Genomic DNA, 13,647 nt, shown 5'->3' with positions numbered 1-13,647 from the left:
TTACATCTTCTGATAAAGTTCGTGAATTTCTTTTTCCGTGATCTTTTGTTTCCAATCTGCTCCCAGGGCATTCTCCCACAAGGGTTCAAGACTTAAGGCCACACGTGTCATGCTGTCCATTTGCTCCGTTGTCAGATCACTGCAAACCCCTGAAGGCAGAACGATCTCGTGGCGGTCTTTCATCTCCTTAAACTTCCTGACACCTTTAGGATAATATTTTTCAAGATGATCAAAGACCATACAATTTCCAACGCCGTGTCTTATCCCCAATTCATAGGAGAGTCCGTAGCTCAAGGCATGTGCAATACCCACCTGGGAATAGGCGATACTCATTCCTCCATGCCAGGAGGCCATCATTAATTTATTTTGACGCTCTTCAAGACCTAATTCGTCAGAGGTAAACACCTCACAACAGAGTTCATAGGCCTTTTCTCCATACGACTGTGAGAACGTATTCAAAAAATACCCTTCAAGAGATTCCACACAATGAATAAAACAATCCATCCCGGTGAAGAACCATTGATCTTTTGGCACGCCTCCTGTCATTGCCGGATCCAGGACCACCTGGTCGAACGGGGTGAAATCAGAATTGATCCCCAATTTTTTCTCAGGACCAGTCAATACAGTAGTTCTCGAAACTTCTGCCCCCGTGCCACTGATACTGGGTATACCCACATGATACACCGCCTTGTTCTTTACCAGGTCCCAACCCTGATAGTCCTGAGCACTTCCTGGATTGGTTAAGAGAAGCGAAACTGCCTTGGCAAGATCCATCACCGTACCACCACCAATACCGATTACCCCCGAAGGCATCTCATCAAACGCCGTTTTGATCATAGCCACCAAGGCATCCACCTGGGCGGTTTTTGGTTCTTCGTCGGCAGAAATAAAAATGATACGATCTTCAAACATGACAGGGATCCTGGAGGTCACCTCCGGCCGATCCTGGAAAACGTCATCCACAAGAAATATATAAGGAGCCTCACTATTTCTCCTCAGAGGCATTAACAGCTCTCCGACCTGGTCAAAACTATTTCGACCAAACAAGACACGAGGTACCATGGGAAAGTTCCTGAATTTCATTACTACGGTAGCTTTTAATATTCGGTATTAATAAATTCTTCCAGTGCTTCGGCAAACTGCCCCACATGAACACCATCGGCCAGCGCATGATTCACATGAACAGAAACCGGCATTAGTAATTGCTCATCTTCCTTAAAAAGCTTGCCAACGGAAATTTTTGGCACACTGTCATTATCCTTGTAATTCCTGGCATGACTCAAAGAAGTAAACTTCAACCAGGGCAGGGCCGAAAAATGCACGGTTCCAATAGTATCTCCTGAAGGCACCAGGTCACTGTTCCGGGCCACTCTTTCCATCTCCTCCATAGTAGATTCGTAAAAATCTTCGAAAGAATCCTTGTACTCCATATACGAGAATCCGAAAGATCCATCTTCCCGCTTTATGGTTGGTGATATGCTTACACGGTCAAAGATAACGGGCTTATCTTCAAGAATACGTATTCGCATTTGCTCTACAGCATTAACAGCTCTCAGGGTTGCATACAAGTAATACACAAAAAAGGAGCGTTCATTCTCTTTGCAAAAATCATATCCACCGCTTACTCGTGTATTAAAAGTTACACCAAAAAAGGGCTCATCAAACCCTTTAAAAAATGCATACAGGTCTTTTCGATTCCACTGATCAATATTCACAGGCTGCCAACTCATAACAATTCCAGTACCTCTTTCAGAGAATCAATGGTATGATACCCACCATTATCATCTTCATCTTTCACCAGCTCATGTGCCCAGGTAGTGTGAAAGGGAACATGTATGGCATGGGCTCCAATATTAATAATGGGCAGCACGTCTGACTTCAGGGAATTCCCTATCATCAGGAACTCCTCCACCGGGATCTCCAGGTGCTCCAGTAAGTTTTTATAATTAACTTCTTTTTTATCACTTAAAACCTCCACATGATGAAAATAACCGGTAAGCCCGGATTTTTCTAATTTCCGCTCCTGGTCCAGCAGGTCTCCTTTGGTCAGAACAATCAACCGGTACTTCTCGGAAAGCTCGTGCAACACCTCCTCTACTCCGTCAAGCAATTCTACCGGATGCGTAATCATACTTTTTCCCAGGTTTAGGATCTTACCAAGGGTTGCATTGTCAATACGGCCATTGGAAAGATCAATGGCACTTTCGATCATGGAGAGCATAAATCCTTTGATCCCGTATCCGTATATATCCAGGTTATTCATTTCCATTTTGAATAATTCCTGGTCTATCTTATTCTCGGTTTCATAGCCTGACAATAAACGGGCAAATTCATGTTCGGCATCCCGAAAGTACGTCTCATTAACCCACAAGGTGTCATCAGCATCAAAACCGATCACCTTTATACCACTGTAGTCTATTTCCATTCTTTAATTGCTTTATCAAGATCTTCCGGAGTATCGATCTCAATACCGGATACTCCCGTTTCTACCATTTTGATCTTTTTCCCATACTCAAGGTACCGGATGGCTTCTATTTTTTCGGTTGCTTCCAGGGGTTGCATGGGCCACTGATAAAAATCCATCAACGCTTCTTTTCTGAAGGCGTAAACCCCTTTATGCTTAAAATATGTTACACCCACCTCCTTATCTCTGGGATACGGAATTGGAGAACGTGAAAAATACATGGCAAATCCCTGTTTGTCTGTAATTACCTTCACCACGTTTGGATTTTCAATATCTTCCCACGAATGCAAGGGCGTTTTCAAAGAAGCCAGATCGATCTGCTTTTCGAGGTCCTGCTTAAATACAGCTACCAGTTTTGAAAGACTTTCTCTTTCGGTAAAGGGCTCATCACCCTGAACATTTACCACCACATCTACTTCCATCGGCATAACCGCCTCTGCAATACGGTCGCTGCCACATTCATGCTCCTTCTTGCTCATGATGGCCCTGCCCCCGTTTGACGTGATCTCCCGGTAAATAATATCACTATCAGTCACCACATAAACATCCTGAAACAATCCGGTGGCAACAGTGGCTTCATAGGTTCGTCTTATTACGGTTTTACCCTTAAGGTCTTTCATCAGTTTTCCCGGGAAGCGCGAAGCTGCATACCGGGCCGGGATCATTGCTATGACTTTCATTTGACATTGTTAAAATAGTGGAACAAATGTACAGCTTCTCCTTCACAATTGCTTTTGACGCGGACGTAATTTTCGGTAGATCCAGAATAGTGACCCCAGTATAAAAATGGCTGCAATACCTGCAATGACCGGTGCTATAAAAGAAAGTATACTCATAGTTACCGCTCCCCCCGTCTCTACGGTTGAAACCACAGGGTTCCCTAATCCGGCTGTTGTCACAGAGGAGGTGAGTCGCGAACTGGCCGTGGCACCTTTTACCGCTGCAGCGGTACCCCCACCCGCAATAATAGCAAGCGACCAGGTGATCAAGGGAGAAACATCTCCCATGGTTGCCACCATAATGGCAGTACCGGCAATCCCCGCCAAAGGCACGGCAATGGTATCGAGCAAATTATCAACCCAGGGAATGTAGTACGCAAGGATCTCTGCAAGCATGGCGAAACCGAACGTAAGCACCGCAGCGGTACTTCCTAGCCAGGCCCATTGTTCATTTAAGATCCACCAGTCAAAATGGGCCGCCAGGCTGAGTGCAAAAAGGGGAAGAAAGATCCTGAACCCTGTAGCAGCAGCCAGACCTATACCGAGAAAAATGCTCATAAGAAGAGAAGACTCCATGACTTATTCCTTTAAATTGACTTATCGTGTCTCTTAAAGGTATAAAATAATGGATTACACCCCGCTTTCTTCAAAAAACTCCTGTTTGAACCCGATGAGATACAGTTTTTCACTAGCCCGGGTAATGGCCGTGTACAACCATCGGAGATACTCCCGGTCGATCCCGTTCGGAGCATAGGGCTGCTCTATAAAAACATTCTTCCATTGCCCACCCTGGCTTTTATGACAGGTAATGGTGTAGGAGAATTTCACCTGTAAGGCATTAAAATACTTGTTGTTCTTTACTTTCAAAAACTTCCTGTAATTGGAGGTCTCATTCTCATAGTCCTTCATTACCTCCTGGTAAAGACGATTTCCGTCTTCATAGGATAACGCGGGAGTTTCTGCCGTAATGGTATCGAGCATCAGTACGGTTTCAAAAGGTTTCATTTTCGGGTAATCTACCATTTGCACCTTCACCTCTGCGAACCGAAATCCGTATAATTCCTTGATCGCAAAGATCTCCAGCACCTCAAGAATATCGCCATTGGCAATAAAGCCTGCTTCTGAACTTGCTTTGATCCAGAAATAATTATTGCGTACCACCATGACGAAATCCCCTGCAGCCAATTCATTATCGAGAAACAGTATACGCCCCCTGATCTGCTGATTGTAGAGGTTGGCCCTTTTGTTGGAACGCACAATAATAGCCGTTTCTTCACGACCGTGCTCTCTGAAAGACTCATCGATAGCTTCTTGTATCTCATAGCCGTCTACCAGTCGAACGATATCTGCAAAGCCGTGGGTGCGAAACTGAAATCCATCGTAAAATTCTGTCTGCAATTGCTCTCTGAGATTGGTAGCATTATAAAGGATACCGGAATCCAACTGCTGTCTTACCACCTCATCAAGCTCTATCATGCGCACCTCTTTATCATAATTCAGGTGAAGAGTATCTTCATTCAGGGCCGGACTTAATTCAAGGTTTACCGGTGGCAGCTGTGCTGTATCTCCTATAAGTACCAGTTTGCAATTATGGCCGGAATACACGTACATGATCAGGTCGTCTAAAAGTGACCCATTCTCATAAAGTTTAGAGTCGGAGGGGGCATCGGGAATCATCGAAGCTTCGTCAACAATAAACACTGTATCGCGATGCTTGTTTGGCGATAGCACAAACTTAACCCCACCACCCTTTTGCTTCCTGGGAAAGTAAATATGCTTATGTATGGTATGGGCTGTTCTGCCGGAGTAATTCGTGATCACTTTTGCCGCCCTTCCGGTAGGCGCCAGGAGGACCGATTTTTTCATGGCCTTCCATAAATTGGTCACCACCGCTCCTATAATGGTCGTTTTTCCGGTTCCGGCATAGCCCTTTAAAACGAAGGCTTCATTTTTATTATCCGAGAAGATAAATTCCGAAAGTTGCTGTAATACAACGTCTTGTTTTAAGGTGGGCTGATGAGGAAAACTTTCCCTGATCAATTTGTAAAAAGAAGATGCGTCCATGAAGTCCGTTTCTGCCCCAAAAATAGGAATGTTTTTTCAGGCTCAATCTTTCGTGAAAGAAAAAAAATTGTAGATTTGCGTAAAAGCACTCTAACACAAAATTCAAAAAATGAAGACAGCAATACAAATTGTTCTTTGGGCTTTAAGCATCTTTTTTGCTTACCAGATCTACAATTCAGTAATGGAGCCAATCAAATTTGACAAAGTCAAAAAACAACGTTACATGGCTACTATCGAGAAGCTTAAAAGCATCCGTGATGCTCAGGAAGCTCACCGTAGTATTCACAACAAATACGCTCCTAACTTTGAAAATCTGATCTCGTTCATAGACACTGCACAATTTGTAATTCTGGAAAAAAGAGACTCTTCTTTTATGCGTTACAACCGTACCTACCGTATCGATATGCCGGTAGATACCATCGTAGTTGACACTTTAGGTTTCCGTGCAGTAAAAGATTCTCTTTTCAAATCTCGTAATTACAAAGAACTGGCTTCAGTTCCTTACGCTCAGAATGACGCGAAATTCGAAATGAAGACAGACATTCTGGATAAAAACGGTTACCAGGCTCCTGTATTTGAGGCTAAGGTTCCTAAAAACGTATTACTTTATGACCAACCAGAATACCTCGTTGAACAGGAAAACACCATGATCGACGTGGAAGAGGTTAATGGTAGTGAAATTAAAGTAGGTAGCCTTACAGACGTAAGTACAAGTGGTAACTGGCCTCCGTTCTATGACACTAAGAAAGACCAATAATATCTTAGATAAATCATTAAAAGAACTGTCCATTCAGGTTAGCTTGAGTGGACTTTCTTTTTGTATACACGATACCGGCCGGGAAGAGATCCAGTTTTTGGAAAACCGCCCCTTTCACCAGGCTGCTAACGCAGAAAGCCTTGTTGATGAAGTTGAACAACTTTTACAGCACGAAGAGATAGCCGATCGTGAATTCGGTGAGATCAGAGTGGTCCACGACAATGAGCTTTCTTCTCTGGTACCTAAAGCCCTGTTCAACGAGAGTAATCTCTCAGACTATCTTAAGTACAATGTAAAGATCTTAGAGACCGATTACATCACTTTTGATGAACTTAAGAGTCACGACATCTTCAATGTCTACGTACCCTTTACCAATGTAAACAATTACATATTTGACAGGTTTGGTTCTTTTGAATACAAGCACGCCAGCACCATTCTCATTGAAACCTTACTGAATCAATACCAGGGCGGCGATTCAAAGAGGGTGTTTGTACATGTAGGTAACAGCCATTTTGAGATCGTTGTCTTATCCAATAATAAGCTATTACTTTACAACAGCTTTCCTTTTCAAACCGGAGAAGATTTTATCTATTACCTGCTTTTTGTGTTCGAACAACTCGACCTGAATCGGGAAGAAGATGAGTTATACCTCTTGGGTAATATTACCGAAGAGGATAACGCCTACAAATTAGCCTATAAGTATATCAGAAATGTCTCCATAGGGCATAATTTTAATAGTTTGAAAGTTGCAGGCACTTTAGGTGATCTGAAAAAACAGGAAAACCTTGTGCTTCTAAACAGTTTTTAATGCGTATCATATCTGGCAAATATAAAGGCAAACGCTTGACGGCTCCGAAAAAGCTTCCGGTACGACCTACGACAGATTTCGCCAAAGAAGCCCTGTTCAATCTGTTGAACAACAACTACTATTTTGACGAGATCAGTGTGGTGGACCTATTTTCAGGAACGGGCAATATAAGTTTTGAGCTTGCCAGCCGTGGATGCAAAGAGATCGTTGCTGTAGACAGCCATCCCGGCTGTGTTCAGTTTATTTCCAAAACCTCTGATGAGCTTGATATGAATATCAGAACCGTACGTTCTGATGTTTTTAAATTCCTGGAAAGAACACAGACAAGCAGCGACCTCATCTTTGCCGACCCACCATATGATATGCCCGCTGAAGACATGCTGCGCATTGCCAAGCTGGTATTCGAACGATCCCTTTTAACTCCTGAAGGAATGCTTGTAATAGAGCATTCCAAACACACGGACCTTTCTGATCATGAATACTTTTCTCATTCGAGAAGATACGGAGGAAGTGTATTCAGCTTTTTTCAGTATCCTGAAGAAGAAGCGTAAAAAAAAAGCAGGTCATAAGCCGGATTCTGTGCCCCGTTAGGGGTCCCTATCATTTATCTGGCCTTGCTATTACTAACAAGATCTAGCCGCCTACCCTCCGACGTCGGATGCGCAATCCTCGAGTGCCGGTTTACATGGCGTTTCACCGCATAGAGTTTACCTGATTTCACTACAGCATTACCTGTACATTCTTTCTGTTGCACTGGTCCTCGTTTTTCAACGGACGGTCGTTAACCGCTATGCCGCGCTATGGTGTCCGGACTTTCCTTCCTGACAAAAGTCAGAACGATAGGGTGACCTGCGGGGCAAAAATAGTTTTTTTTAACGTAGGTTGTTAATAATTAAATGCAAATAGCAAGCCAAAAAAAGTCATATTAACCTGCAATTTTTATCTTTGCTGTGATGGAACACTTTGTCGTATCAGCCCGAAAATACCGGCCCAAAACCTTTAAAGATGTAGTTGGTCAGCAATCGATTACCAACACCCTGCTCAATGCCATTGATAACAATCATTTGGCACAGGCATTGTTGTTTTGCGGTCCCAGAGGTGTTGGTAAGACTACCTGTGCACGAATTCTGGCGAAAATGATCAACCAGGACGGTACAGAAAATGAAGATGAAGATTTTGCATTTAACATTTTTGAGCTGGATGCAGCCTCTAACAACTCTGTAGACGACATAAGAAACCTGATAGACCAGGTTCGCATTCCACCCCAAACAGGAAAGTACAAGGTTTATATTATAGATGAGGTGCATATGCTCTCTGCATCTGCTTTCAACGCCTTCCTAAAAACCCTTGAAGAGCCGCCTAAGCACGCTATCTTTATCCTTGCCACTACTGAAAAGCACAAGATCATTCCTACCATCCTTTCGCGCTGTCAGATCTTTGACTTCAAAAGGATCACCGTGGCTGATGCCAGGGAATATCTCAAGTATATTGCAGAAAGTCAAGGCATAGAAGCAGAGGAAGATGCCCTGCATATTATCGCTCAAAAGGCTGACGGTGCTATGAGAGATGCACTCTCCATTTTTGACCGTGTGGTCAGTTATTCAGGAAGCCATCTCACCCGTAAGGCTGTAACAGAGAACCTGAATGTGCTGGACTACCAAACCTATATGGAGGTAACAGATATGCTCCTGGAGGGCAATATCCCCGATGCACTGATCAAATTCAATAATCTCCTGGCCCTTGGTTTTGATGGTCATCACTTTATTTCAGGGCTCAGCTCGCACTTTCGCGACCTCATGGTTTGTAAAAATGAAGCCACCCTCGAGTTGCTGGAGGTGAGTGAAGATTCCAAACAAAAATACCTGGAACAAAGTCGTCAAACCAGTTCTTCCTTTTTAATGCAAGCGCTCGACATTGCTAACCGTTGTGATTTTGAATACCGCAACAGTCACAATCAACGTTTACATGTTGAACTTTGCCTGATGCAACTGGCCTCCATCAATGCAGATGGAGAAAAAAAAAAGTCCGGTAGATACATCCAACCCCCAACCCATTACAAACTAAAAGGGAATCATCAGAGCACTGTACAAAAAACTCTGTCCGAACAACCATCGGTAAACGAGGCAGCAGCCAATGACCATATAGAGGAAGCCCCTGCACCCCACCCGGCAGCACAACCCAAACCAAAACCCGCTCCTGTAGCCACTGCCGTAGCCACAGAACCTGAAAAACCCAAACGACTTTCTCTTGATGTTAAGAAGAATGGAGTATCAGGGTTATCCCTCTCCAGCATACGGGCAAAAAAACAGCATGAACTTGCCAAAAAGGACGAAGAGCCCGATACGGAAAACCTTCCAAAGGAATCTTTTACCGAAGAAGTCATGCAGGCTGCCTGGAATAACTATGTTGATACTATTGATAAGGAAGGGAAAAAGATCTTAAGCTCTGCACTGGCTTCAGATATTCCTAAACTGAAGAATGAGACTACTATCAGGATAGAGCTTCCGAATGACACGATGAAAAAAGAGGTGGAACGCGACCAATACCCCCTCATGGAGTATTTAAAAAAACACCTCAGCAACTACTATATTGAACTGGAAGTTGACGTGAACGAACAGACTGAGAAGCAATACGCTTTTACCCCCATGGAAAAGTACCAGAAAATGCGGGAAAAGAACCCGGTACTTGACCTGCTGCGCAAAGAACTGGACCTGGAGATCTAAGCAAACTTATGCTTTCTGTTGATGGTCAACGCATAGATCAGGAAAATCACAGAAGTTATAAATAAGCCCAAAGCCTCTCTCCCTTCTTCAATGTTATTAATATCACCTCCCCCGATCGTAACACCTTCATATTGTACCGGCCAGGTAAGCACCCCCCCAACAATAAATAACACCCCGGCCAAAAGGGCTACCCAGAAGGGCAACTTATCAAAAACATAAAGTAAAGAAACCAGGGCCGCCCCACCGTAAATAGCATACCAGAGGTAGGGATCCGGATCATTATACTGCAAGATGGCCGATATTACAAAAAGGGCCGTAAAAACAAGTGCGGTAATTTTAAGAAAGCGATTTTTCATAATTCCTTGATTTACATACGAGGTCTTTAATGAGCGTAAAAACTTCGTGGGCGTTTATTTGGTTTGTATTGTCAAACAGGTTCGAATTCGTGATAACCACCGGAAAGTCTTCTGCGTTTTCCGGAATTCGACCATGACTCCCTTTAATGAGATCTGCCCGTAGTGGAATAACATCCATCAAGGTTCTGAATCCCAGCTTTTTTTTAAGCAGTTTCCAAACGATACGCATGGGCATCAATGGTTTTTCAGGATCCGTAAACATCTCTGCAGGGTCGTAGCCCGGCTTGCGGTGAATATCAACGGTTCTGGCAAAGTCAGGCGCCTTCTTATCGTCAAGCCAGTAGTAATAGGTAAACCAACTATTGGCATCGGCACTGACCACAATATCTCCCGCCCTTTCATGATCCAATCCTATTTCTGCTCTCTCCTCACCTGTCCAGACACTTTCCACTCCCGGGAGTTTGTTCAATAAGGCAGCTACCTTTCCGAGATTTTCAGGATGCTTCACATAAACATGGGCCGCCTGATGATCGGCCACTGCAAAGGCCTCACTGGCTCCGGCATCTAAAAGCTCCCTGCCCCTTTCAGTACGCACACTCAGAAAGCCATGTTCCCGCAGGGTCCTGTTGATATGAACCGGCTGCGACACCGGGGTAATCCCATATTCAGAAAGCACCAGGATCGAGGCTTCCTTTTTCTCGTACCAGGAAACCAGATCTTTTACAAGCAGATCGATCTCTTCAAGATCCTTCCTCACCTTATTTAAGTCTGGCCCGTAACGCTGTAAGTTATAATCTAAATGCGGCAGGTATATAAAAGTCAGGGTAGGATCGTATTTTTCATCCACCATTTTCGCTGCTTCAGCTATCCATTCAGAAGAACTGATATCTGTGGCAGGACCCCAGAATTTAAACAAAGGAAACTGCCCCAGGGAATCCTGAAGCTCATCTCTCAGATCTGCCGGGTAACTGTAAACATCAGGGATCTTACGCCCATCGGCCAGGTAATTAGGTCTGGGTGTAACACTGTAATCTGCAGAAGCGTACATATTGTACCACCAGAACAGGTTTGCACAGCTAAATCCGGCTTCTTCTTTTCTTAGTACATCCCATATTTTCTCTCCCTGAACCAGGCGGTTGCTTTGTCGCCAGAATTTCACCTCGTATTCTTCTTTGAAATACCAGCCATTACCCACGATTCCATGACCGGCAGGTATTCTTCCGGTGAGGTAGGTTGATTGGGCAGTACAGGTAACCGCAGGGAATACCGGACGCACCCTCGCCATGCTTCCTTTTTCAATGTAAGACCTTAAAAAGGGAGTATGATCACCTATCAATGTTTCAGAAAGGCCTACGACATTAATTACAACCGTCTTCTTCATAGGTACATTTAAACTTCTCTTTTACCCAGAGCAGCTCCCTTTCGATACAATCTTCAACGCTTGTTTTAAGATCATCAGGCAAAACTTCCCAGGTGTAGGTTTCCACCTCAAGGTGTTCACAAACCCTGTCATTATTTTTCAGGTACTCCAGGGTAGCCAGAATATGATCCTGGGTAGAATCAAGCAGACCGTAGTTTTCAAGAAAGACAGGTACGTGAAAGTGAGCCCGTAATTCCTTAAAACTTCGCTTGCTTTTCAAGACGGCCGGCAGATCCTGGTAGGTCTTGACCGTATCTCCCCGAAGTTCAGTGACCTGGTGTAAATAGGTCGGTTCGTCGAACCCGGCAAGTAGTGCCATCTTTTCCTGGTCATGCCTTCCGTCCAGTTTAACCTTTAATGCAGAGCTGATCTGTATTTTCCCCACCCTTATACCTGTTTGTGAAAACCTTTTAAAAGAACGCTGGGGAGACTCATAAGCCATCGAAAAATGGCATACATCATAGCAAACATTGATATATTTCAACACCATTTCTTCGGCATCGTAAGGCATTCTGTCTATTTGTTTTTCAATATACTCAGAGGCTATCGGGATCAGGTATTCCCTGAAAAAATCGATCACCTCCAGGCTGTTCTGCATCAAGCCATCAGGTTCCGGTTCCAGGTCGAGATGAATATAAACACCCTGGTCTCTTTCCAGCTCATATAATTTCATGACAACCTTAGCCAACTGTTTAGCAGCCTTTTTCATGCATTTTTCCCGAAAATCTTCAGAGCTGTACCAATGCCGGTAACTCAGGGGGGAGGTGGATATACTTCCCGATAGTCCGCGTGGCAAAAGGTACGCCAGCTGATCGATGAGTCTGAAGGTGTAATCAAGCCGGTCATCGGTAGTCCAGTCGGGAGCATGTACCAGGTCTTTTACTTCCTTAAAGTGGAAGCTCCCGTACGGAAAACCATTCATGGTAAACACATAGAGATCATTTTCCAGCATCCACACCTTCAAGGCTTCCAGTTTATCGCCCGTACCCAGCTCTTCACTGGCTTTATTAGAAAGTCGTAACCCCACTCCAAAAGGGGTGTCGGGAGACACCTTTTGCTTGATCACGGGTAGAAATTTCCTGAGGTTTTCCCAGGTCTGCTCCCACCCTTCTCCCGGATGGATATTGGTGCAGTAACTTAAGTGATAATTATCTCTTACCAGCATTGTTTTACAGTTGATTGACGAACATTCGCTTTCTGACCTGGAATACGGCCTTTTTCATACATGCCCGATCAACCTGATGAACATCTTTTTTAATTCCAATTCCCCCTATCAAAGTAATTGTAAGGGCTCCTCCCAGGTGTTCCCGAAATTCTTCCAAACCTTCATACAATTCTTCAAAAGAAACTTCTTCCGGTATTTGCAGATCAAATCCCAAATGTTCCAGGGTACTTATAACCATGCCATGATCTTCTATTGATATCATTCCCTTTAAGAGCGCATAAGTAACATCAATAGCAATGCCGATGGCCACCGCCTCACCATGTCGCAGACTGAAATTGGTAAGCTGCTCCAATTTATGCGCGGCCCAGTGTCCGAAATCCAACGGTCGTGAAGAACCTTTTTCAAAAGGATCACCTCCTCCAATATGCTCCAAATGCAGTCGTGCACAATGATAGATGAGCTCCTGCATGGGTGCTTCATCTCCTGAATGCAGGGCACGGGCATTTTTTCTTATATAATGGAAGAAGGAAGCGTCTTTGATCAAGGCAACTTTCAAGGCTTCTGCCGTACCTGAAATACGGTCGCGTTGCTCCAGGGTGGTTAAAAAATTCCAGTCGTTGATCACTGCGAACGGAGGTGCAAAAGTGCCCAGGAAATTTTTCTTACCCCGCCAGTTAATACTGTTCTTAACGCCTATCCCCGAATCGTTTTGAGAGAGCACTGTGGTTGGCACCCGAATCAAACGCACTCCTCTGTGAGCAATAGCCGCAGCAAAACCTGCCATATCGAGCAAAGCACCTCCGCCAATAGCTACCACGAAAGAATGCCTGCAGATGCCCTGCTTTTCAATTTCTTCCAAAACCGCCGTAAGCTGCTCCGTCTCGTTCTTTACCGGCTCTCCTCCCTTAAGGATCAATTTACCGGCCAACCGCATCACATTATTATGAACCTTGGTATAGGCTGATATTTCATCAAATAAATAATCGTGTGCCTTACTTACCCCGTCATCTATAACAAACAGCACCTTTACGGGAAGTTCACTTCCTGATGCAGAGAGTAACCTGACTAAAAGGTCATTATTCAGATCAAAAAGGTCGCGGGTAAAAAATACCCGGTAATTATATTTGATCGTAAAGTCTTGTTCTAAAGTAGAAAATTTCGTCATCTCATT

The 13,647-nt window shown here is 44.1% G+C and carries 14 protein-coding genes and 1 other RNA gene; 4 read left to right on the top strand and 11 right to left on the bottom strand.

The features are described 5' to 3' along the window. Genes E7Z59_RS12935 through E7Z59_RS12910 form a run of 6 tightly spaced genes read right to left on the bottom strand, consistent with a single transcriptional unit; the run spans position 1 to position 5,247 of the window. Positions 1–1,083: an iron-containing alcohol dehydrogenase family protein gene (locus tag E7Z59_RS12935; RefSeq protein ID WP_136336755.1), complete on the bottom strand. Its 1,083-nt coding sequence runs from the start codon at positions 1,081–1,083 to the stop codon at positions 1–3. Positions 1,084–1,097: 14 nt separating this feature from the next. After that, positions 1,098–1,730, bottom strand: coding sequence for a chloramphenicol acetyltransferase (locus E7Z59_RS12930; RefSeq protein ID WP_136336754.1), 633 nt, complete (start codon positions 1,728–1,730; stop codon positions 1,098–1,100). Then, a complete protein-coding gene (locus E7Z59_RS12925) occupies positions 1,727–2,425 on the bottom strand; it encodes an HAD family hydrolase (RefSeq protein ID WP_136336753.1) in 699 nt (232 codons plus the stop codon). Before E7Z59_RS12925 ends, E7Z59_RS12930 begins: the two co-directional genes overlap by 4 nt. Further along, positions 2,416–3,144: a 3-deoxy-manno-octulosonate cytidylyltransferase gene (kdsB, locus tag E7Z59_RS12920; RefSeq protein ID WP_136336752.1), complete on the bottom strand. Its 729-nt coding sequence runs from the start codon at positions 3,142–3,144 to the stop codon at positions 2,416–2,418. Before kdsB ends, E7Z59_RS12925 begins: the two co-directional genes overlap by 10 nt. Before the next feature lie 42 nt (positions 3,145–3,186). Then, on the bottom strand, positions 3,187–3,759 hold the full coding sequence (locus E7Z59_RS12915; RefSeq protein ID WP_136336751.1) for a DUF4126 domain-containing protein: 573 nt from the start codon (positions 3,757–3,759) through the stop codon (positions 3,187–3,189). A gap of 54 nt (positions 3,760–3,813) precedes the next feature. Beyond that, on the bottom strand, positions 3,814–5,247 hold the full coding sequence (locus tag E7Z59_RS12910; RefSeq protein ID WP_136336750.1) for an ATP-dependent DNA helicase: 1,434 nt from the start codon (positions 5,245–5,247) through the stop codon (positions 3,814–3,816). A gap of 109 nt (positions 5,248–5,356) precedes the next feature. On the opposite strand from E7Z59_RS12910, the gene E7Z59_RS12905 reads away from it, so the two are divergent. The 3 genes from E7Z59_RS12905 to E7Z59_RS12895 are packed head-to-tail and all read left to right on the top strand — an operon-like array spanning position 5,357 to position 7,363. Beyond that, positions 5,357–6,004, top strand: coding sequence for a hypothetical protein (locus E7Z59_RS12905; protein WP_136336749.1), 648 nt, complete (start codon positions 5,357–5,359; stop codon positions 6,002–6,004). After that, positions 5,982–6,812 carry a DUF3822 family protein gene (locus E7Z59_RS12900; RefSeq protein ID WP_136336748.1) on the top strand — a complete coding sequence of 277 codons (831 nt, stop codon included), beginning with the start codon at positions 5,982–5,984 and terminating at the stop codon, positions 6,810–6,812. Before E7Z59_RS12905 ends, E7Z59_RS12900 begins: the two co-directional genes overlap by 23 nt. Next, positions 6,812–7,363, top strand: coding sequence for an RsmD family RNA methyltransferase (locus E7Z59_RS12895; protein WP_136336747.1), 552 nt, complete (start codon positions 6,812–6,814; stop codon positions 7,361–7,363). Before E7Z59_RS12900 ends, E7Z59_RS12895 begins: the two co-directional genes overlap by 1 nt. 3 nt (positions 7,364–7,366) lie before the next feature. Here E7Z59_RS12895 and rnpB read toward each other — a convergent pair. After that, an RNA gene (rnpB, locus tag E7Z59_RS12890) (RNase P RNA component class A) lies at positions 7,367–7,665 on the bottom strand. 100 nt (positions 7,666–7,765) lie between these two features. On the opposite strand from rnpB, the gene E7Z59_RS12885 reads away from it, so the two are divergent. Then, positions 7,766–9,535, top strand: a complete 1,770-nt coding sequence (locus tag E7Z59_RS12885) for a DNA polymerase III subunit gamma/tau (protein ID WP_136336746.1) — start codon at positions 7,766–7,768, stop codon at positions 9,533–9,535. Here the strand turns inward: E7Z59_RS12885 and E7Z59_RS12880 are convergent. The 4 genes from E7Z59_RS12880 to E7Z59_RS12865 are packed head-to-tail and all read right to left on the bottom strand — an operon-like array spanning position 9,532 to position 13,641. Further along, the gene (locus E7Z59_RS12880; protein ID WP_136336745.1) at positions 9,532–9,891 is read right to left on the bottom strand and encodes a transmembrane 220 family protein; all 360 of its coding nucleotides are present in this window, start codon (positions 9,889–9,891) and stop codon (positions 9,532–9,534) included. The genes E7Z59_RS12885 and E7Z59_RS12880 overlap by 4 nt on opposite strands. Beyond that, a complete protein-coding gene (locus E7Z59_RS12875; RefSeq protein ID WP_136336744.1) occupies positions 9,872–11,272 on the bottom strand; it encodes an alkaline phosphatase family protein in 1,401 nt (466 codons plus the stop codon). Before E7Z59_RS12875 ends, E7Z59_RS12880 begins: the two co-directional genes overlap by 20 nt. Then, entirely contained in the window at positions 11,250–12,476 is a 1,227-nt protein-coding gene (eboE, locus tag E7Z59_RS12870) for a metabolite traffic protein EboE (protein ID WP_136336743.1), read from the bottom strand. The genes E7Z59_RS12875 and eboE overlap by 23 nt, the downstream gene beginning before the upstream one ends. Positions 12,477–12,480: 4 nt before the next feature. Further along, on the bottom strand, positions 12,481–13,641 hold the full coding sequence (locus E7Z59_RS12865) for a 3-dehydroquinate synthase (RefSeq protein WP_136336742.1): 1,161 nt from the start codon (positions 13,639–13,641) through the stop codon (positions 12,481–12,483). Positions 13,642–13,647 lie beyond the last annotated feature (6 nt).

It is taken from the genome of Robertkochia marina, from assembly GCF_004799345.1.
In the GTDB taxonomy this organism is placed as follows: domain Bacteria; phylum Bacteroidota; class Bacteroidia; order Flavobacteriales; family Flavobacteriaceae; genus Robertkochia; species Robertkochia marina.
The sequence above is the reverse complement of the archived record's forward strand: the minus strand, read 5'-3'. Positions and strand labels throughout refer to the sequence as shown.

Coding starts and splice junctions, on each gene's coding strand:
- E7Z59_RS12935 (WP_136336755.1), bottom strand. CDS start 1,083: ATGAAATTCAGGAACTTTCCCATGGTACCTCGTGTCTTGTTTGGTCGA.
- E7Z59_RS12930 (WP_136336754.1), bottom strand. CDS start 1,730: ATGAGTTGGCAGCCTGTGAATATTGATCAGTGGAATCGAAAAGACCTG.
- E7Z59_RS12925 (WP_136336753.1), bottom strand. CDS start 2,425: ATGGAAATAGACTACAGTGGTATAAAGGTGATCGGTTTTGATGCTGAT.
- kdsB (WP_136336752.1), bottom strand. CDS start 3,144: ATGAAAGTCATAGCAATGATCCCGGCCCGGTATGCAGCTTCGCGCTTC.
- E7Z59_RS12915 (WP_136336751.1), bottom strand. CDS start 3,759: ATGGAGTCTTCTCTTCTTATGAGCATTTTTCTCGGTATAGGTCTGGCT.
- E7Z59_RS12910 (WP_136336750.1), bottom strand. CDS start 5,247: ATGGACGCATCTTCTTTTTACAAATTGATCAGGGAAAGTTTTCCTCAT.
- E7Z59_RS12905 (WP_136336749.1), top strand. CDS start 5,357: ATGAAGACAGCAATACAAATTGTTCTTTGGGCTTTAAGCATCTTTTTT.
- E7Z59_RS12900 (WP_136336748.1), top strand. CDS start 5,982: ATGACACTAAGAAAGACCAATAATATCTTAGATAAATCATTAAAAGAA.
- E7Z59_RS12895 (WP_136336747.1), top strand. CDS start 6,812: ATGCGTATCATATCTGGCAAATATAAAGGCAAACGCTTGACGGCTCCG.
- E7Z59_RS12885 (WP_136336746.1), top strand. CDS start 7,766: ATGGAACACTTTGTCGTATCAGCCCGAAAATACCGGCCCAAAACCTTT.
- E7Z59_RS12880 (WP_136336745.1), bottom strand. CDS start 9,891: ATGAAAAATCGCTTTCTTAAAATTACCGCACTTGTTTTTACGGCCCTT.
- E7Z59_RS12875 (WP_136336744.1), bottom strand. CDS start 11,272: ATGAAGAAGACGGTTGTAATTAATGTCGTAGGCCTTTCTGAAACATTG.
- eboE (WP_136336743.1), bottom strand. CDS start 12,476: ATGCTGGTAAGAGATAATTATCACTTAAGTTACTGCACCAATATCCAT.
- E7Z59_RS12865 (WP_136336742.1), bottom strand. CDS start 13,641: ATGACGAAATTTTCTACTTTAGAACAAGACTTTACGATCAAATATAAT.